General features: G+C 56.1%; 15 protein-coding genes. 9 read left to right on the top strand and 6 right to left on the bottom strand.

Annotated features, from left to right (window positions below; translation table 11 throughout):
* Positions 1–166: 166 nt before the first annotated feature.
* Positions 167–859 carry a glutathione binding-like protein gene (locus tag ACOVRJ_RS17480; protein WP_422045113.1) on the bottom strand — a complete coding sequence of 231 codons (693 nt, stop codon included), beginning with the start codon at positions 857–859 and terminating at the stop codon, positions 167–169.
* A gap of 165 nt (positions 860–1,024) precedes the next feature.
* Between ACOVRJ_RS17480 and ACOVRJ_RS17475 the strand changes: the two genes are divergently transcribed.
* Together ACOVRJ_RS17475 and ACOVRJ_RS17470 are read left to right on the top strand one after the other, a co-directional pair.
* Entirely contained in the window at positions 1,025–1,666 is a 642-nt protein-coding gene (locus ACOVRJ_RS17475; RefSeq protein ID WP_422045111.1) for a hypothetical protein, read from the top strand.
* Positions 1,667–1,943: 277 nt separating this feature from the next.
* Positions 1,944–4,124, top strand: a complete 2,181-nt coding sequence (locus tag ACOVRJ_RS17470; RefSeq protein ID WP_422045110.1) for a type IV pilus assembly protein FimV — start codon at positions 1,944–1,946, stop codon at positions 4,122–4,124.
* Between the two features lie 21 nt (positions 4,125–4,145).
* Here ACOVRJ_RS17470 and ACOVRJ_RS17465 read toward each other — a convergent pair whose 3' ends face one another.
* The 5 genes from ACOVRJ_RS17465 to lptF are packed head-to-tail and all read right to left on the bottom strand — an operon-like array spanning position 4,146 to position 9,001.
* Positions 4,146–5,342 (bottom strand): pyridoxal phosphate-dependent aminotransferase, encoded by a 1,197-nt coding sequence (locus tag ACOVRJ_RS17465; protein ID WP_422045109.1) that lies wholly within the window; start codon positions 5,340–5,342, stop codon positions 4,146–4,148.
* Between the two features lie 14 nt (positions 5,343–5,356).
* Complete coding sequence (locus tag ACOVRJ_RS17460) at positions 5,357–6,301, bottom strand: CysB family HTH-type transcriptional regulator (protein ID WP_422045108.1); 945 nt, start codon at positions 6,299–6,301, stop codon at positions 5,357–5,359.
* Positions 6,302–6,304: 3 nt separating this feature from the next.
* Positions 6,305–6,709, bottom strand: a complete 405-nt coding sequence (locus ACOVRJ_RS17455; RefSeq protein WP_422045107.1) for a sirohydrochlorin chelatase — start codon at positions 6,707–6,709, stop codon at positions 6,305–6,307.
* A gap of 25 nt (positions 6,710–6,734) precedes the next feature.
* Positions 6,735–7,880 (bottom strand): LPS export ABC transporter permease LptG, encoded by a 1,146-nt coding sequence (gene lptG / locus ACOVRJ_RS17450; RefSeq protein ID WP_422045106.1) that lies wholly within the window; start codon positions 7,878–7,880, stop codon positions 6,735–6,737.
* A complete protein-coding gene (gene lptF / locus ACOVRJ_RS17445; protein WP_422045105.1) occupies positions 7,877–9,001 on the bottom strand; it encodes an LPS export ABC transporter permease LptF in 1,125 nt (374 codons plus the stop codon). The genes lptG and lptF overlap by 4 nt, the downstream gene beginning before the upstream one ends.
* 28 nt (positions 9,002–9,029) lie before the next feature.
* Between lptF and ACOVRJ_RS17440 the strand changes: the two genes are divergently transcribed.
* From ACOVRJ_RS17440 to ACOVRJ_RS17410, 7 genes are all read left to right on the top strand, one after another.
* The gene (locus ACOVRJ_RS17440) at positions 9,030–10,499 is read left to right on the top strand and encodes a leucyl aminopeptidase (RefSeq protein ID WP_422045104.1); all 1,470 of its coding nucleotides are present in this window, start codon (positions 9,030–9,032) and stop codon (positions 10,497–10,499) included.
* Between the two features lie 25 nt (positions 10,500–10,524).
* On the top strand, positions 10,525–10,956 hold the full coding sequence (locus ACOVRJ_RS17435; protein WP_422045103.1) for a DNA polymerase III subunit chi: 432 nt from the start codon (positions 10,525–10,527) through the stop codon (positions 10,954–10,956).
* A 525-nt stretch (positions 10,957–11,481) separates the two neighbouring features.
* Positions 11,482–12,624 carry a branched-chain amino acid ABC transporter substrate-binding protein gene (locus tag ACOVRJ_RS17430; protein WP_422045102.1) on the top strand — a complete coding sequence of 381 codons (1,143 nt, stop codon included), beginning with the start codon at positions 11,482–11,484 and terminating at the stop codon, positions 12,622–12,624.
* 445 nt (positions 12,625–13,069) lie between these two features.
* On the top strand, positions 13,070–14,452 hold the full coding sequence (locus ACOVRJ_RS17425) for a TIGR03013 family XrtA/PEP-CTERM system glycosyltransferase (protein ID WP_422045101.1): 1,383 nt from the start codon (positions 13,070–13,072) through the stop codon (positions 14,450–14,452).
* A gap of 49 nt (positions 14,453–14,501) precedes the next feature.
* Complete coding sequence (gene prsK, locus ACOVRJ_RS17420) at positions 14,502–16,619, top strand: XrtA/PEP-CTERM system histidine kinase PrsK (protein WP_422045100.1); 2,118 nt, start codon at positions 14,502–14,504, stop codon at positions 16,617–16,619.
* 21 nt (positions 16,620–16,640) lie between these two features.
* Positions 16,641–18,047, top strand: a complete 1,407-nt coding sequence (gene prsR / locus ACOVRJ_RS17415) for a PEP-CTERM-box response regulator transcription factor (RefSeq protein ID WP_422045112.1) — start codon at positions 16,641–16,643, stop codon at positions 18,045–18,047.
* Positions 18,048–18,124: 77 nt separating this feature from the next.
* Positions 18,125–18,851 (top strand): GNAT family N-acetyltransferase (locus tag ACOVRJ_RS17410; protein WP_422045099.1); only part of this gene is annotated, 727 nt, incomplete at its 3' end.

Genomic DNA, 18,851 nt, shown 5'->3' with positions numbered 1-18,851 from the left:
ACCCGCCTTCTAAGCGGGCGGTTGCAAGTTCGATTCTTGCTGGTCGGGCCAGCTCAACTGGGTTTGGGCATGCAAGCCTTAGAGCTTGCGCGGCGACTTGATGAATGCCGTCGGCGCCCCCGGCTGGATTGCAAGCGCTGCTTGCATTTGTTGGTCCCGCCCTTGCTCAATGCCTCTTGTACTGGCTTTCGCCAAACAAGTTTTCTCGTGCGCGCTCGTTGGTTAATGGCTTGTGCTGTGCGGACAAGACCTCGAGGCCGCGCTGCACCGCCGGGCGTGCATTGATCTCATCAAACCAGCCCTTGAGATGTGGATACTCGCGCAACTCAATGCCTTGGTTCTTCCATGAGCGCAGCCACGGGAAGATGGCCATATCGGCGACGCTGTAGTGGAGTCCGCCAAAGTAAGTAGAGCCGGCCAAGCGTTTATTCATTACCCTGTAAAGACGCTGTGCTTCACTGCTGTAGCGTTCAATCGCGTAGGGAACTTTCTCTGGTGCGTAGATTCGGAAGTGATGGGCCTGCCCCAGCATGGGCCCGACACCGCCCACCTGGAACATCAGCCATTGCAAGACTTCGTATTTCCCCTTCGTGTCCGTGGCCAGGAACTTGCCTGTCTTTCCAGCCAGGTAAAGCAAAATGGCGCCCGACTCAAACAGCGTGATCGCTTGGCCATCCGGCCCTTCAGGGTCGATGATGGCTGGGATTTTGTTATTCGGGCTGAGGCTTAAAAAATGCGACTCGAACTGCCCACCATTGCCGATGTCCACGGGGATCACCCGATACGGCAGACCGCATTCTTCCAACATGATGTGAACCTTGTGCCCATTCGGTGTGGGCCATGAATACACTTCAATCATTTGTTTCCCCTCGATCAAGGGCTTGCGGTCATTCCGCCTTGGCTCAGCGCATTGTCCTAGCTCATGTTTTTTAAGCAAGTAAAACACTGGTTTGTTGCGCGGGCGAATGCCGCACGCTGGCGTCCCATTCACGATTGGGCGGAGGCTCGTCAGGGCCAGTTCCGGATGGCTCGTGATGGTCACGGTTTCTTGATTGAGCAGCCCAAGGCCTTGCCTGGAAGTTTGCGGATCGAGTGGGGGCGTTCGCAGCGTGCGTACATCGAGGGATACGAGTTACGGATGCGCTGCGAATTGCGCTTGAATAGCGAACTGCAGTTGTTGGTTTTGTGCCGCCAGTTGATGGAGAGGCTGGAGGCTTCGGTGTTTGAGGCCTACACCGACACCTTGAAGACTCGGGTCGACACCGACACGCCTGAAGAAATGCGTTGGTTGGTGATGTTTCCCAAGTTCAGCGCCATCAGTTCTAAGTTGGTTCGCCAGCGCTTCGGTGCCTTGGGTGTCAACAAGGAGTTGACGGCTGCTTGGGTGGAGGGGGCTTTGAGCCCCTTGTTGGCCCAAGCCAGCATGGAATTGCTGCCCGAGGGGCAGCCATTCGTCCTGATGACCATGCGTGGCAACGTCTACCTTCGCACGGCTATGCCCGAGCCTTCACTGCCAAAGATTCAGGCCTTGGTTAAGTTGTTGGAGTTGGCCTGCAAGGAGGCGGTGGTGGTCAATTCACGCTTGTCGGATCTGGGGCCGTGGCCGACCACAACATCGGTGGCTTGGCAAAGCTCCCGGCCCGAGGAAGATCCGGCCCCCGCTTGATGGCGGTGGGGTCTTCGGATCGGGTGCCGATGCTTGATGCCTCGGCTTTGGGGTCTCACATCATCGGTTTGCTGAGCTGCGGTCGCTAGAGCCTTTGCCAAGCACGCGTTTCTGCTTTTGTTGGGACTGACTCCGTTCTTCGGCTTGGCAAGCCTCTTTCAGTGCTTCAGATCCTTAGTCCGTGCGCTATTGCTGACACATTAACAACGCCGCACTATCCCTGGGATTACCGAGCAGTCTGCCATGCTAGAGTGATCTCATTAACATTCGCCCCGGCATGTACCGAGAAACTGAAGCGCCCCTTTTTGTCATGCGCTCCACTTGCGTGGGGGCTTTTGTTCTGTGCAGCTTGGCGCTGGGTTGGGTCGACCAAGCACAAGCGCTGGGTTTGGGGCGTCCGCAAATGCGCTCCGCCTTGGGGCAGACACTGAATCTCGAATTCCCCCTCAGTTTGAATGCCGGGGAATCTTTGTCAGCGGATTGTGTCAAGGCCGAGGTTTTGGCCGGTGTCGCTCGCCTCCCGGCATCTGCGATTCAAGTGCAATTGCAAGGTGCCACCGACGCCTCGGTGCGTGCGCTTCGGGTGATCAGCAGTGTCAAGATTGAAGAGCCCATCATCAGCGTGAGCTTGAGCCTGGGTTGTCCGACGCGTTTGACACGTCAGTACAGTGCTTTGTTGGATCCGCCAAGTTCGCAAGGGCATCCTGCGGGCTCCGATATCGAAGAGATTCAGCAGGCAGAGGCACCGCCCCGTTATTCAGCCGTGATGAAGGCCGCCTTGGCGACCTCGGGTGCCCAGCCAAGAGACTTGCTGGGTGCTGGGGTGAAGGATGCAGGCGCATCCCAGCGCTTGACCGCGGACTTGAAGCCCGCCAAACCGGCGAAAGCTTCTCAAACTGACTCCGCCAAGCAGAACAGCAAGTCATTGCCGCAGACTCTGGCGCCTGTAAAGCCAGACCGTCCGGTGAAGGTGGTCAGCCCAAGCCCGGCCGCCTGGTCCGATGGGCCTGTTGATTCCGTCGGCCCCAAGCTTCGTCTTGAATCGCTGGAGGCTGCGACCGCTGCCTCGGCCCAAGCGTCGGCTCAATTGTCCGAAGCGCAAGCTGCGCTGCAACGATTGAATGCCCTGGAGTTGGGGCTTGGGAAACTGCGCGAGGACAAGCGTTTGTCCGAGCTAAAGCTGAAGGAAATGCAAGCGCTGGTGAGGGATGACTCCCTGGGTTCAGAGGCATCTGCTTCGGTGAGCCCATGGGTTTTGGCTTTGAGCCTGCTGAGCCTTGGTTTGGCTGGGGGCTGCGCCTGTCTTTGGCAGTCCCTCAGGAAGAACAAGCTTGGGCAGGACAGCAGATGGTGGACTGCTTCGGACGCATCGCCTGAGAATGCCGGTTCAAACAGTTCTTCCGGAGTGGGGACGACTGCAGTCGTGGCAGACAAGCTCCAAGCGGAGCAACACGCCACACTCCGGCAGTCTGCTTCAGCATCCGCTAACGGCTCAGGAAGTGATGTCGGTGCCGAGGGGCGAGACGATGAGCGCACCATTTCTTTGGCCAAACTGAGCGAGGTCGACCACAGTCTTGACTTTGCTCAGCCCGATCCCTTGCCTGCCCATCGAGCTTCAACTGATTTCGGGCTTGCAATGCCTGGGGTGGATTTCGTCTCGACCGATCAGAGCACGCATCTAGGGGCGTTCTTTGGCCACGAGAGGCATGAGGAAAAGAGTGAGCCAGTCAGCGTGCAGTTTTTGGATGGGCCATCCATCGACTCGGTATTGCCGAGCGGCGTCACTGCCGCAGTAGACCAGGATCCAAGGGGCGGGGGCGGCCAGGATCTGGTCAGTGCCGAAGCCTTGATTGACCTTGAGCAACAGGTTGATTTCTTCGTGGTGCTTGGCCAGCATGATGCGGCTGTTGACTTGCTGCAGGAACGTCTCCGTCACGGCATCGACAGTGCCTTGCCCTATCTGAAGTTGATGGAGATTTGTCAGCAGCGCGGTGAGGCCTTGGCTTTTGCCGATGTGGCGGGGCGTTATGCACTGCGCTTCGATGCCCAGGCCCCCAGTTGGGATCAAGATTTAAGCCAAGGTCGTGACCTTGAGGCCTACCCCGAGGTTCTTCTCGAGGTCCAAGGGCGTTGGTCCGACAGTGGCGCCAGCATGAGCCTGTTGCAAAAGCTGCTGTCAAGACGGGCGGAGCGCGCTGCGAATCTGGAGTTGCCGGCTTTGCGAGATCTGCTCTTGCTGTACAGCGTGGCAAGGGATCGCTCCGAGCATGAGGTGCGAGGGCAAGAGATCGATCTTTTCTTGCCGCTTGAGTCTGAGCTTAGCAGTCAGACCGGATTCGGCATGATGGCCACCATGGTGTGGCAGGCAGCGCCTTCTGAAGTGGGTTCGCCCACCCCATCCAAGTCCTCCTTGGATGTGGACATCGTGCTTGATGACACACCACCGGCCAAGCTCTGAGTGCATCAGGGCTTGGATGGATCAAAGGCTCCTTAGCCGGCTGATGGCTGAGTCCAAGGTCTGATCTCGCTTGGCGAAACAAAATCGGATGATGGGCAGCGCAGAGCCCTGCGCGTAGAACGCGGACATAGGAATAGCGGCGACGCCGCATTCGCGCGTCAGCCATTCGCAGAATTCACGATCATTTAGCGGGCTGATGTCACCATAGTCAACGCACTGAAAGTAGCTGCCCTCACTGGGCAAGAGCTTGAATCTGCTGTTTGCCAAACCAGCCCGAAAGCGGTCACGTTTGGCCTGATAAAAGCTTGGCAGCGCCAAGTAAGGCTCTGGGTCTGTCATGTAACGCGCCAGGCCAAACTGCATCGGCGTGTTGACCGAAAAGACGTTGTACTGATGAACCTTCCGGAACTCATGCATCAGCGCCGCTGGGGCTGCGACATAAGCAATTTTCCAACCGGTGACGTGATAGGTTTTGCCGAAGCTTGAGACGATGAAGCTGCGGCTGAGCAGGTCAGGAAAGCGTGCAACGCTTTGGTGCGATGCGCCGTCAAACACCATGTGTTCGTAGACCTCGTCGCTGATCAGCAAGATGTCTGTTCCCCGCAGCAAGTCACTCAGCGCGAGCATTTCGGCTTCGGACCACACCGTGGCGCTGGGATTGTGTGGCGTGTTGATGATCAGTGCCCGGGTGCGCGGCGTGATGGCGGCGGCAATGCGTGCAAAGTCAGGCCTGAAATCGCCGGGAGTCAGTGGCACTCGAACAGCCGCGCCACCGGCCAATTCAATATTGGGCAGATAGCTGTCGTAACAGGGTTCGAGAACGACGACCTCGTCACCTGGATGTACGACAGCCAGCAATGCGGTCAGGATGGCTTGGGTCGCCCCTGCGGTGATGGTGATTTCGCTTTCGCTGTCAAACGAATGCCCATACAGGGCGCGAATTTTGTGGGCAACTGCCGCTCGCAACATGGGCACACCCGGCATTGGCGGGTATTGGTTGTGCTGTTCGAGCATGGCGGCGTGGACGGCCTCGGGCAAGGCTGGGTCGCAGGCGAAATCTGGGAATCCTTGGCCTAGATTCACCGCGCCATGGGCTTGCGCCAGTGCGGACATCTGGCTGAAGATGGTTGAGCCAATCTGAGGCAGGCGGCTTACCAACTTGGGGCTTGCGGGAATCGAGGCTGCGTTGGCTGTGGAGTCTGGCAGGGGATGAGACATGAGGTCGGGGCAAATCAAAGGCTGTAGTCGCTGGCTTCGCCGCTCATCGCTCGTTCGAGCAAATGTCGGTTCAGTCGTTCAGACAAAAGCTCCGCAAAGCTATAGACATAGTTGCGAAGGTAGGCGCCGCGTTTGAATGCAATGCGGGTGACGTTTTGGCCAAACAGGTGACCGAGCGGACGCGACACCAAGTCGCCGCCGGGAGGGTCTTCGCGCACTGCCATCTCGGCAACGATGCCTACCCCCATGCCCAGCCTGACATAAGTCTTGATGACATCCGAGTCGATGGCTTCGAGCACGATATTGGGGTGCAGATGACGGGCGGCAAAGGCTTTGTCGATGCGGGTGCGACCGGTGAAACTGGGGTGGTAGGAAACCAGCGGCTCGGCGGCCAACTGTTCCAGACTTGGCCGCTCCACTTGGGCGAGCGGATGATCGCTCGGGACGACTAGGACATGCTGCCACTCGTAGCAAGGCAGGCTGACCAGTTCCTCGATTTGCGCCAAGGACTCGGTCGCCAGACCGATATCGGCGCTGTCATCCAGCAGCATACGCACGACCTGATCAGGCGTGCCTTGGTGCAGGCTGACCCTCACCATGGGCAGTTGCCGGCGCAGCTGTGCCACCGGGCCAGGCAGCACGTAGCGGGCCTGGGTGTGGGTGGTGGCGATGGACAAGGTTCCGCTGTCTTGCTTTGAGTACTCTTCACCGATGCGCTTCAGGTTGCCAACCTCGCGCATGATGATTTCGATTGCAGCCAGCACCTGTTGGCCGGGCTCGGTGATGCGCCGCAAACGCTTGCCATGTCGAGAAAAAATGTCGATGCCCAGTTCTTCTTCCAATTCCAAAATGGCTTTGGAAACACCGGGCTGCGAAGTGAAGAGAGCCTTGGCCGTCTCGGTTAGATTGAGATTGCGCCGGGCAGCCTCCTGCACGAAGCGGAACTGATGCAAGTTCATGCGCTAGCTTCTTTCTGGGTGCTTATGAGCAGGCAATTCAGGCTTGAGCCAAGCCAAGCTGGCCTCTGTCATGGCTTGGACGACGGTTTCTTGGTCGCCAATGGCAGGGTGCAGCAGCCACTCAACCTGCTCGCCGTAATGGGCTTTCAAGCGTTCCATCAAGGGCGGAATGTCTTTTCGCACATGGCCCCCCGTGCCTAGAAACATCGGCACCACATGGATGCGACTGCACCCCTGTGCCACCAAGCCATGAGCGGCTTCCTCCAGCCCGGGCTGCATGAACTCCAAGAATGCCAGGGTCAAGGGCATGTCGATTTGGTTTTGCTTGATGCGTCGCGCGACCTCTTTGAAAGGACGAGCCCAGTCAGGGTCTCGCGCGCCATGTGCAAACAACAGCATTCCGTCCATGTGCTTCTTCAATGTGAAAAGGTGATTAGCGGTAGCGCACGAGCCAAGCAAAAGCGGCCAGTGATAAACCGAGATAAGCCAGACTCGGCGTGGCGGCAACCATCCAAGGCGTCCAGTCGTTCAAGATGCCGATATGACCCGCCACATTGTTGAGAAGCACAAAGCTGATACCCAACATGATGCCGCCAAACACTTTCAGGCTGATGCCTCCAGAGCGCCCGTGCATATAGGCGAAGGGCAGGGCCAGGGCCACCATCACAAAGCAAGCGAAGGGGTAAAAGGCTTTGCGCCAGAACTGAATGTTATGGGCTTGGGCCGATTGCTCCTGAGCCGATAGGTGCTTGGTATAGCGATACAGCTCCAGCGTGGACATGGAGTTAGCGGGCAGGACTGCCGCGGCAATCACGCCAGCGTGGAGCGAGCTTTGCCAATTCAATCCGGCGAGCTTGCTGTCCTTGACCACCGGTGTCGTCGCTTCAGCGGCCTTGGCGACGCCATCGCTGGTCTTTGATGGCATGTATTGCCAATCCGATTGACTGACATCCTCAAGCTGCCAAAGCCCTTTGCTATCGACTCGCGCAGACTTGGCTTGGATGCGCGAAACAAGGCCTCCTTGGGCATCAAACTCGAAGATGCGCACGCCAAGCAAATTACCTCGCGCATCCGCTTGGCTGACATGGATAGAAAAACTCCTGTCTCGACCATCGATCGACTGATGATCCTTCAGCCAAGCGCCGCGTCGGCCTGAATTGGCATCGCCGGTAAAGCGTGCGCGCAGCACGTCGGTCTGCTCATCAAAATACGGGGCGACGTAGTCACCAATTACAAACGTGAGTGAGGCCAAAACCGCCGCCATGCTGGCCAGCAAACCCAAAGCACGGCGCGGCCCGAGCCCGCCGGTACGCAGGATGGTGAACTCACTCGACTGTGCCATGCGAGCGAGCGAGAAGATGGTGCCGATCAGGGTTCCAATCGGCAGCAGTTGGTACAAATGGCCGGGTTGCTTGAGCAAGGCGACCAAGGCCGCCTTGGCGGCACCGGCACCAACCCGGTTCATCCGATTCAGTTCTTCGACGAAATCGATGAAGTAGAACAGCGCCAGAAAGGCAGCCGACACAAAGAGGATGGAGCCCAGGATATCCCGATAAAGCAAACGTCGAACGGTCTTCATGCGACAGTCGCTCCTGCCGCATCAGCACTCTTTGTGTTGGATCGACGCCAGGGCAATTGCAGGCGGTTGCCTTGTTCGCGTAGCCAAATCAGGCTGATGGCCAAAACGAAAACGCTGCCATGCACCCGAATCATGGCGGAGCCCAGACTCATCTTGCCTGTGCCCACCCACGATTGAGTCAAGCTGAGCAGGTTGAAGTAGACCACGAAACCCAGCAGGGCAAACAACAGATTCCAGCTGTTGGCGCGGCGCGGGTTGGTCGCGGCTATGCCCAGGCCCAGCAGGGCCATGTTCAGGCAAGCGACGATCATGCCGAAGCGCCACGCCAGTTCTCCATTGTTGCGAGGGGTGGGATTGCGAAGCAACTCTAGTGTTGGGGTGGCGGGGGGAGGGAGCTTCTCCGCGCTGCGAATTGTCTGGCTGTCGGCCAAGATCTTGTATTGCTCGAAGCGAGCCAGAGTTTTATCGCCCGTTTCTAGATTGCTCTCATTGCGCTGACCCTGGTCCAGCACCAAGAAACGATCGGTTTCTGTCAGCTCGATCTGACCCTTGGCCGCGGTGGTGACGGCTTCGGTCTTGCCTTGTTGGGTCAAGATGAAAACATTGCGGCCGGTACGTCCATCGGCGCTGTCTCGATCGATGAAGAAGACGCTGCTGCCGTCACGCGAAGATTGAAACTGGCCGGGGGCCACGCGAGAAAGGTCCCCCCTTTTTTGATACTGCTCTCGCAACTGGGTGCTGTTTTGATTGCCCCAGGGCCAAAGCAGCAGTTCCAACACGATCACCGCCAGGAGCACCGGCAAGGCCAGTTGCATCACCGGCTTGATGAAGCGCCGCAGCCCAATGCCGCTGGCGAACCAAATGGTCATTTCCGACTCTCGGTACATCCGCCCCAACGAGGCCACGATGCTGATAAACAGCGACAGCGCGAGCATTGTGGGCAACTGAGCCAGCGAAGCGTAGCCCATCAGCAGCAGCACATCTTGGGGCGCGACATTGCCCCCGGCGGCCTGGCCGAGGGTGTTGATCAACATCATCGTCAGCACGATGGTCAAGATGACCACCAAGGTCACCCCGAAGCTGCGGGTCAGTTCGGAACGTATGGAGGAATCGAATAACATCCGGGCACTTTATCTATTCGGCGACATTATGGACTTCCGTACACAAATTGCCTCCTTCGACGCTTTGGCCGGCATCAATGCTGATGCTCTGATTTTGGTCCTCGTAGGCGAAGAGTTGCCTGCCGGCATCGACCCCGTAGTCGCTGCTTTGGTGAAGGACGCGATCAAGCTGGGCGACTTTGAACTCAAGGCCGGCAAGGTCTTGAGCTTGCAGCGAGCTGAAGGTGTCAAGGCGCCTCGCTTGGTCCTGGCGGCCGCTGGCAAGGCGACGCTGAAAAGTGCCCGTGCGGCGTTTCAGGCTGCACTGGCGCAGTTGAAGGGTCGGGGTGCGGCTCATGCGGCAACGGCATTTGTCGGCTTTGAGGCCATGACTGACAGCTTGGCCGAGCAATTTGTGCTGGCCGCTGGCGATGCGACTTACGTTTATCGCCATACCAAGCCAAGCGCTCCCGCGGAAGGCAAGCTGCAAAAGCTGACCTTGGTCCTGAACAAGTCCGAGGAAGGGGCGGCCAAGGCTGCCAAGTCAGGCCTGACGCGTGGCCAAGCGATTGGCGCTGGCATTGAGTTGGCCCGTGAGTGTGCCAACCGCCCAGGCAATTACGCGACCCCGACTTACTTGGGAGAGCAGGTCAAGGCCTTGGGCAGCAGTCACGGCTTGAAGGTTGAGATTCTGGATCGCAAGGCTGTGGAAAAGCTCGGCATGGGCTCCTTCCTGTCGGTGGCGCAGGGCTCAGATGAGCCGTTGCGCTTCATCGTTGCTCGTTACGACGGTGCGCCCAAAACCCAGGCGCCCGTGGTGCTCGTGGGTAAGGGCATTACCTTCGATTCAGGCGGCATCTCCTTGAAGCCCGGCGCCGAGATGGACGAGATGAAGTTCGACATGGGCGGGGCGGCTAGCGTGATCGGTACTTTGCGCGCTGTGGCTGAGTTGAAGCCCAAGTTGAATTTGGTCGTCTTGATCGCCGCCTGCGAAAACATGCCCAGCGGCCGCGCGCTCAAGCCGGGCGATGTGGTGACCTCGATGTCGGGCCAAACGATTGAGATTCTGAATACAGATGCGGAAGGGCGCTTGGTGCTTTGTGACGCATTGACCTATGCGGAACGCTTCAAGCCTGCTGTGGTGGTGGACGTAGCCACCTTGACCGGTGCATGTGTCATCGCTCTGGGTGGGGTGCGCAGCGGCATGTATGCCAGCGATGACGAATTGGCGGCTGCTTTGTCGGCTGCTGGGGATGCGGCGCTCGATCCTTGCTGGCGTATGCCGCTGGACGAAGAGTATGACGAGGGCTTGAAGACCAATTTTGCTGACGTTGCAAACGTGGGTTCGAGAGCCGGGGGCTCCATCACTGCGGCCAAGTTCCTTCAGCGCTTTGCAGGCAAGTTCCGTTGGGGGCATTTGGACATCGCTGGCACCGCGTGGAAGGGCGGTGCTGCGAAAGGCGGTACCGGCCGCCCTGTTGGTCTTTTGACACATTTCGTGTTGTCGCAAGCCAAGTGATGGGTTCGTGGCGGAATGCTCGGGCATGACCGAGCTGACCTTCCATACCGGCGTGCCTGATCGGCTCGCGTATGTGTGCCGACTGCTACGCAAAGCGCAGCTGTCGGGTGCGCGTGTCGGCGTCTGCGGATCGGCATCGGTCTTGCAGCGTTTGGATTTGGTGCTGTGGGAGTTTGAGGTCTGCGAGTTCATACCTCATCTCCTCTTGTCACCAGGGCCGGTCGATCAAGCCTTGCTGGAGGCCACGCCAATTTTGCTGACTTCAACGATCGCAACACTTCCCCATCGGGAGGTGTTGCTCAATTTGGGCTTGGACCTACCAGAGGGTTTTGAGCAGTATCAGCGGGTATTGGAGGTTGTGTCCAAAGAACCTGAACAAGTTCAAGCTGGGCGGCGACGTTACAAGCATTACGAGGCCCTCGGGTACCCGATTCAACATCACAAGGTGAGCCATTGAGAGCGCCTCTGCATCGGCTCGTGCCGACATTGACTGAAGTACTGGAGGTACCGAGTGCGGTCACGACTGCTGCGAGTCCTGCTCGCGCCTTGCCCGAGCTCGTGATCGACCTGGCGCTTGATGCGCCTGCTGACCTCGACACTTGCCCGCCCCCAGGGCAGCTGCTGCATGTAGGGGAGGCAGCGTTGAGCGCGCCTCTCGACACATCGGGTTTCAGCCCCCCGGTTCAGGAACTGATCACAAACTTGGTGGATGCAGCCATGGTGGACTTGCGGGTGATGCTGCAGTCTCGTATTGAGGAAGCTGTCCGGCAGGCGCTTGTGGCGAACGGGCTCCAGGCCGCAAGCCCATGCCCGCCTCTTGAGCCACGCCAGGGCTAGTGATGGTGGCGAACCACAACGCGCACAACATCTCAAGCGTTTACCACGCTTTCCCCATATAGGGAGGTGCATGTTTTGAGTTATGTTGGGAGGGTTGAGATTTCAACAGCTAAAAGCTCTCCTTCTTCCAACTCGGAGGTAATTCATGCAAGTTAAGTTGAATGTTTTGGTCGGCGCTGTGGCGCTGCTGATGAGCGGTACAGCCATGTCCCAGGATTTGGTTGTCAAGATCGGTCACGTCGGCCCGACCAGTGGTGCCATTGCCCACTTGGGCAAGGACAATGAGTTGGGTGCCCGTATGGCCATTGCCGAACTGAACGCCAAGGGCGTGATGATCGGTGGCAAGAAGGCCAAGTTTGAACTGCTGGCCGAAGATGATGCGGGTGATCCGAAGCAAGGAACTGCCGCTGCACAAAAGCTGGTTGACTCCAAAGTCAATGGCGTGATTGGTCACCTGAACTCGGGTACGACCATTCCTGCCTCCAAGGTCTATAGCGACGCCGGCATTCCGCAGATTTCACCTTCTGCGACCAATCCGAAGTTCACTCGCAACGGCTACAAAACCGCGTTCCGAGTGGTGGCCGATGATGTGCATCTGGGCGGCACGCTGGGCAAGTACTCGGTGAAGGAGCTGAAGGGGCAATCGATCGCTGTGATTGATGACCGCACCGCTTATGGCCAAGGCGTGGCTGACGAGTTCGAAAAGGGTGTCAAGGCCGCGGGCGGCAAGATTGTGGGTCGTGAGTTCACCAGTGACAAAGCCACGGATTTCACAGCCATCCTGACCTCCTTGAAGGCCAAGAAGCCTGATGTGGTCTTCTTTGGCGGTATGGATGCGGTGGCTGGCCCCATGCTTCGTCAGATGAAGCAATTGGGCATCAACGCCAAGTTCGTTGGCGGTGACGGCATCTGCACTGGCGAGTTGCCTAAGTTGGCAGCTGGCACCATGGCTGACAACCAGGTGTATTGCGCCGAAGCCGGTGGTGTTGAGGGCGAGTCCAAGGTGACCTCGGATGCTTTCAAGGCCAAGTTCAAAGAGCAATTCAAGGTCGACGTGCAGATCTATGCGCCTTACGTCTATGACGCAGTCCGCGTGATGGTGGCCGCCATGGAAAAGGCCGGTTCTGCCGATCCGGCCAAGTATCTGCCTGTGTTGGCCAAGACCGAAGGTTACAAGGGCGTGACTGGCACGATCACCTTTGACAACAAGGGCGATATCAAGAATGGCGCTTTGACCATGTTCACTTACAAGGGTGGCGCTCGCTCCCAGATCGCTGTTGTTCGCTGATCTGACGCTCTAGCTCTTAGAGTTATAGCCCGCTTCGGCGGGCTATTTTTTTGTGTGATCGAAAGCGGACTTTTGGCTTGCAGCTCAGTAAATCGTCGCTTGGGCGCCAATCACCCCTCATTCAGTAGTGTGTGCCGTGGAAAACACACGTTTGGCCGCGACCGAATTCGCTGAGCCTCTAGAGTCATAGTGTCTACTCACGCCTGATTCAGAGTAGCGCATGGGCTTGCGTGTGAAGAGGTGAATAACAACGGTTCCTCAAGCCATCTGCCCCCTTCAAACGGGGGGCTTTCAACCCCCGCTGCAGCAGGCATCATCGGGGCGCGATCAAGAGAGGGTGTTGAGTGGATTAAGGAGGGCAAGCAATTGCTTTCAATCCAGTTCCTTGTTGGGAATTCGATCTTCAGGCGCACCGTGCAGTAAGTCTTAGTGATCGGGGATAAAAATGGTTCGAATTTTCAGCCACTATTTGCATAAGCAGACCTTGCTCCATGTCTTGTTTGACTTGGGGCTCATTCTGTTCGCCGTGGTCGCCGTGGTATTGAGTCAAGGGGAGCCTGTGTCGTCGGTGATCCCCTTTGTTGCTTCCCATGGCTTGTCTTTGGCTGGTTGCATGTTCGTGATCAACTCTGCCAGCGGGCTTTATCAGCATGTGCACAACCGCTCCATCACCGAATCCTGCGCGCGCGCTTTGCTCGGCCTCTTGTTTGGCTTGCCCCTGGCCTATGCGATTTTCAGCTTGCTCCCCGTTGACACCAGCCACAGGGAACTGATCACGTTCGTGGCCATGGCTGCAGTGGCCGCTGTCATGGTGCATCGTGTCTATGCGGCGCACTCTGGCGCCCAGTCCCGTCTTCGCACTCGCATCTTGATCTTCGGCTCAGGGCCTGTGGCCAAAACAGTTGGCGAGACTTTGCGTGCCGCAGATCCCCATGCGTTGATTGTTGGCTATCTTCCCGGTCCTAATGAAGATCAGCAGGAAGTGCCGCAAGCGGAAATCATTGCTTCAAAGGGTTCCCTCACCGAAACGGCCAAGAGCCTGGGCGTGGACGAAATCGTGGTGGCTCTTTCGGAGCGTCGCGGCGGCAGCATGCCTTTACGCCAACTGCTGGACTGCAAGCTTTACGGCATTCGCGTCGTCGATATCGCGACTCATTTCGAGAAGACCCTGGCTCAAATCAAGATCAGCCATGTCAACGCGGGATGGCTCGTCTTCGGCGATGGATTCAACCAGGGTGTGGTGCGAACAGCATTCAAGAGATTGTTTGACATTGTTTTCTCTGCTGCGATTTTCATTGCCACTTTGCCCATCATGCTGGTGGCGGCGTTGATGATCAAGCTGGAGTCGCCTGGCCCGATTTTTTACCGCCAGGAGCGAGTGGGCTTGAACGGCTCGGTCTTCAAAGTGATCAAGTTCCGCAGCATGCGGACCGACGCTGAGAAGGATGGAAAGCCACGTTGGGCCACCGTGAACGACGATCGAGTGACTCGAGTCGGGCGCTTCATTCGCAAGGTTCGGATCGACGAACTCCCTCAGTTGTTGAACGTCTTGCGTGGTGAAATGAGTCTGGTGGGGCCGCGGCCTGAGCGTCAGTTCTTTGTCGATGAGTTGGTCAGCAAGATTCCCTATTTTGCTGTTCGCCATAGCGTCAAGCCAGGCGTTACCGGATGGGCGCAGGTGCGCTATGAGTACGGCTCTACGGTCGAAGACTCAGTCGAGAAGCTCCAGTACGATCTGTACTACGTCAAGAACAACTCCCTGTTCCTTGATCTCTTGATCATGCTTGAGACCGTGGCAGTTGTTTTGACAGGCAAGGGCGCCCGCTGAAGTGAGCTGAGGAGTCGGCGCATATGCCGATTCCTGACCCATGCTCAGCATGGTTCAATACGCCATGGAATTTGGAGTCTTGAACTTAGCTTTAGTTGGTGATGCCCTTGCGCTCTGCTTGTATGCGGTATTCGCCCTTTACTTCAGTTACAGCGTTTGGTGGGCGAAGTCTTCGCCATCCAACCGCTTGTCCTTTGTCTTTGCTGCGGCCTTAGTCTGCAGTGCTGTTTGGGCTGGTCTGGGAGTCGCATCAGGATTACGGATCCTGCCGACGACGACGTTCTCTTGGCTCACGCCAGCCGCCGACCTCCTGCGCTATGCGCTCTGGTTCGGATTCATCTTGCTTTTGCTGCGGCCCAAGGCTGAGTCTGGCCTCTTGCCGGCATCCAGTCAGCCACGCTTCGCAGATTTAGCTTATGCGTCGCTGGGCAGTTCCCTCCTCATGCTGATCTTGAGGGAGTCCAGGGTCGACGTGCCCGTTGATTTGCTTCGCCCTTCATCATTCACCGCTTTGGGTCTGGCGGTGGTGGGCTTGATACTCGTTGAGCAATTGCTCCGAAACTCCTCTGGCGATTCCCGTTGGAACGCCAAGCCTGTGTGTCTTGGTTTAGGTGCGGTTTTCGCCTTCGACCTGTTTGTTTATTCGCAGGCCGCCTTGTTCCGTGAGTTTGATGGCGACGCTTTGAGTGTTCGCGCGTTTGCACATTGCGCTGCTTTGCCGCTCCTTTATCTGGCGGCCCGACGGCGCTCAGACTGGCTGCAGAAACTGCATGTCTCCCGGGCGGCAGTCTTTCATTCGGCAACCTTGCTGCTGGTCGGCTTGTACTTGCTGCTCATATCAGCGATTGGATACTACGTTCGCTATACGGGGGGGCAGTGGGGGCGTGCCCTCCAATTGGCGCTCGTCTTTATTGCATTGATTGCCTTGGCCTTTCTGGCCTTTTCAGGTTCTCTGCGATCTCAGTTGAAGGTCTACATCGGAAAAAACTTTTTCAGTTATCGCTACGACTATCGGGAGGAATGGCTGCGCTTCACCGCGACCCTGTCGTCTAGCACCTCCCCCCAGTTGATGGGTGAGACCGTGATCCGCGCTTTGGCCAATCTTGTCGAAAGCCCTTCTGGGGCTCTGTGGATGCGGCGTGTTGACGGTGGGGATTTTTCCCAATTTGCCAGATGGAATTCCCCCGCGGTGGATTCGCCCGAGCCCGCCGAATCTGAGTTCTTCAGTTTCGTATCCGCGCGTGCTTGGATCATCGAGTTAGAGAGGCTGCGCCAAGGTGCACCCGAGTATGCCGGTCTGAGCGCGCCAGGCTGGATGCTGGAGGGGCAGCGCTTTTGCTGGTTGGTTCCCTTATTGACGGGGGAAAAACTGCTTGGCTTCGTGCTGCTGGGGCGTCCTCGCGCGGAAATAGAACTTGACTGGGAAGTCCGCGACTTGCTCAAGACAGCCAGTACTCAGGCATCCAGCTACTTGGCTCAAATGCAGGCGACGGAAGCCTTGCTTGAAGCAAGAAAGTTTGACGCATTCAATCGCATGTCGGCCTTTGTTGTGCACGATCTGAAAAACATCGTGACGCAACTCTCCTTGATGATGAAGAATGCGAAGCGCCTGAAAGATAACCCTGAATTTCAGCAGGATATGCTCGATACTGTTGAGAACTCGCTGGAGAAGATGCGGCAGCTGATGTTGCAGCTGCGAGAAGGTGAGAAGCCGCATGGCGTAAGCAGTGGCGTTGATCTGTCAACCATCGCCAAACGCTTGGAAAAAGCGGCCAAGAGCAAAGGGCGGCTGCTTGAACTGACGGTATCGAGTCAGGTCAGTACACGGGGCCATGAGGAGCGTGTAGAAAGGGTCATCGGGCATGTTGTTCAGAATGCATTTGATGCTTCTGAAAACGATAGCTTGGTCAGTCTTCACTTGGCGCAGGTTGGTAGCTACGCTCAAGTGACCGTCATTGACCAGGGGTGCGGAATGACGGAAGAGTTTATTCAGCAGCGACTTTTCAAGCCTTTCCAATCGACAAAAGAGTCCGGAATGGGGATTGGCGCTTACGAAAGCTATCAGTATTTGCAAGAGTTGGGTGGCAAGATTGACGTTAAGAGCAAGATTGGCTATGGAACCAAGGTAACCATTCTTCTACCTATTTTTCATGTTAATGGCCGTTGAAATTATTGGTGTTTGCAAAAAATGAGTGGAAATAGTACTGAAGCAAGCGAAGTAGCTCAAACACTGCAAAAACTTCAACCCTTGTTGATCATCGAAGACGATCTTGCATTGCAGAAACAGTTGAAGTGGTCTTTGGATAGCTTTGAGTCTGTTCTGGCAACGGATGTTGCGAGTGCTACTCTCCAATTTCGGCGAAGCAGTCCAGCCGTTGTGACGATGGATTTGGGGCTCCCTCCGGACCAAGATGGTGTTGTGGAAGGTTTTCGATGCCTAGAGAAACTACTTGAATTAGATGCGGGCGTCAAAGTCATTGTTTTGACGGGTCAGAACGATCAAGAAAATGCACTTCGGGCCATTCGGATGGGTGCGTATGATTTTCTGGCTAAACCTGTTGACCCAGATGTGCTGAGATTGACGGTGGAAAGGGCCTATCGGCTCTATGAGCTTCAGAAAGAGAATAGAAGATTACTGAATTTGAATCGGAGCAATGCCTTTGGTGGACTGATCAGTCGTGATCCGGCGATGTTGAAGATCTGCCGCACGATTGAAAAAGTGGCATCGAGCAATGCGACCGTCTTGCTGCTTGGAGAAAGCGGAACTGGCAAAGAGGTACTGGCTCAAGGATTGCATGAAGCCTCAAAACGCAAAGGAAGATTTGTAGCAATCAACTGCGCTGCAATCCCTGAGAACCTGCTTGAAAGCGAGCTGTTTGGCTATGAAAAAGGAGCTTTCACGGGCGCCAGTCGTACTACGCCAGGAAAGATAGAAAGCGCAAATGGTGGGACTCTCATGCTCGACGAAATTGGCGATTTGCCCATGAGTCTGCAGGCTAAGTTGCTACGATTCTTACAGGAGAGAAGTATCGAAAGGCTTGGAGGGCGGCAAGAAATTCCAATTGATGTTCGAATCGTCGGCGCGACGCATCAGGATTTGAAGCAGCAGATTAAAGAGGGTGGCTTTAGAGAGGATCTTTTCTATCGCCTGGCGGAAATTGTTGTCGATATTCCGCCACTCCGAAATCGAATTGGCGATGCTGTCTTGCTCGCACATGATTTTGTCCGGCGTTTTGCTGAAGAGCAGCGCAGAAGTCCATTGAGATTCTCGGGAGATGCAATCAAGTTTTTGGAGAGTCACTCTTGGCCAGGCAATGTGCGCGAACTCCAAAATATCATTAAGCGAGCCACAATCATGGCAGACTTTGATCGAATAACGAGTGCGGATTTAGGCGCTGGACTGGATTTCCAAGACGAAGATTCTCAAACGGAAGTTCTTGATTTGAAAGTAGCGAGAGAGAATGCCGAACGTAGGGTAGTCATTGCTGCCCTAGCAAGAGTTGACGGAAGCGTCGCTAAGGCTGCAGAGGTATTGGGGGTTAGTAGGCCAACTCTGTACGACTTGATCGAGCGACTTGGAATAGATAAGAACTGAAGGCCGTTTGGCTTCTAGTTATTCAGGCGGATTCGGGCGGTCTATCGGGTAACGTGAGTGGTTGAAAGGCGAAAGCGATGAGTGAAATCAAGAGAAGTAGCTTAAAGAAAACTATTCATCAGTACGCGAGGGCGTTGTTTGCCAAGTTGCCAGTCGATATTCGTTTTCCCTTGTATCGGCGAATGATCGAATTTGATACGGAGCCGGACTCTAGGCTGGAGTTGAAGATAGCAGAAACAAAAGAGGAGTTGGTTGCCTGCTTCAGCATTTTGCATGATGCATATGTATCAAGTGGTTTCATGGAGCCTCATCCTTCGGGGATGAGAATTACGAAATATCATGCATTGCCGACGACAACCACTCTTTGTGCTAAATACGATGGAAAAATAGTCGGCACGATTTCCATGATCCGCGAAGGCGTTTTTGGGTTTCCTTTGCAGTCCGTTTTTGACTTGGCCAAAGTCCGTGCGAAAGGTGGTCGGGTTGCCGAGATATCTGCTTTAGCGGTTCATCCTGACTTCAGGAAAACTGGGGGGGCGATATTTTTTCCGCTGATGAAGTTCATGAGGGAGTATTGTGTTAATTATTTTGATACGCGGCATTTGGTTATTGCTGTTAATCCGAATAAAATAGAGTTCTACGAGTCGATAATCTATTTTTCTCGTTTGCAAGAGTCGGCGGTTGCTGAGTATGATTTTGCCAATGGCGCACCTGCTGTCGGTGCTACTTTGGATCTTCGTGAGTTACCTGGGTTCTTGAAACAGGGATTTAAAGGGCGGCCGAGCAGGAGAAATTTGTATAAGT

The organism is Roseateles sp., from assembly GCF_049240545.1.
Taxonomy (GTDB): domain Bacteria; phylum Pseudomonadota; class Gammaproteobacteria; order Burkholderiales; family Burkholderiaceae_C; genus Paucibacter_A.
This window is presented reverse-complemented; position numbering and strand designations above follow the sequence as displayed.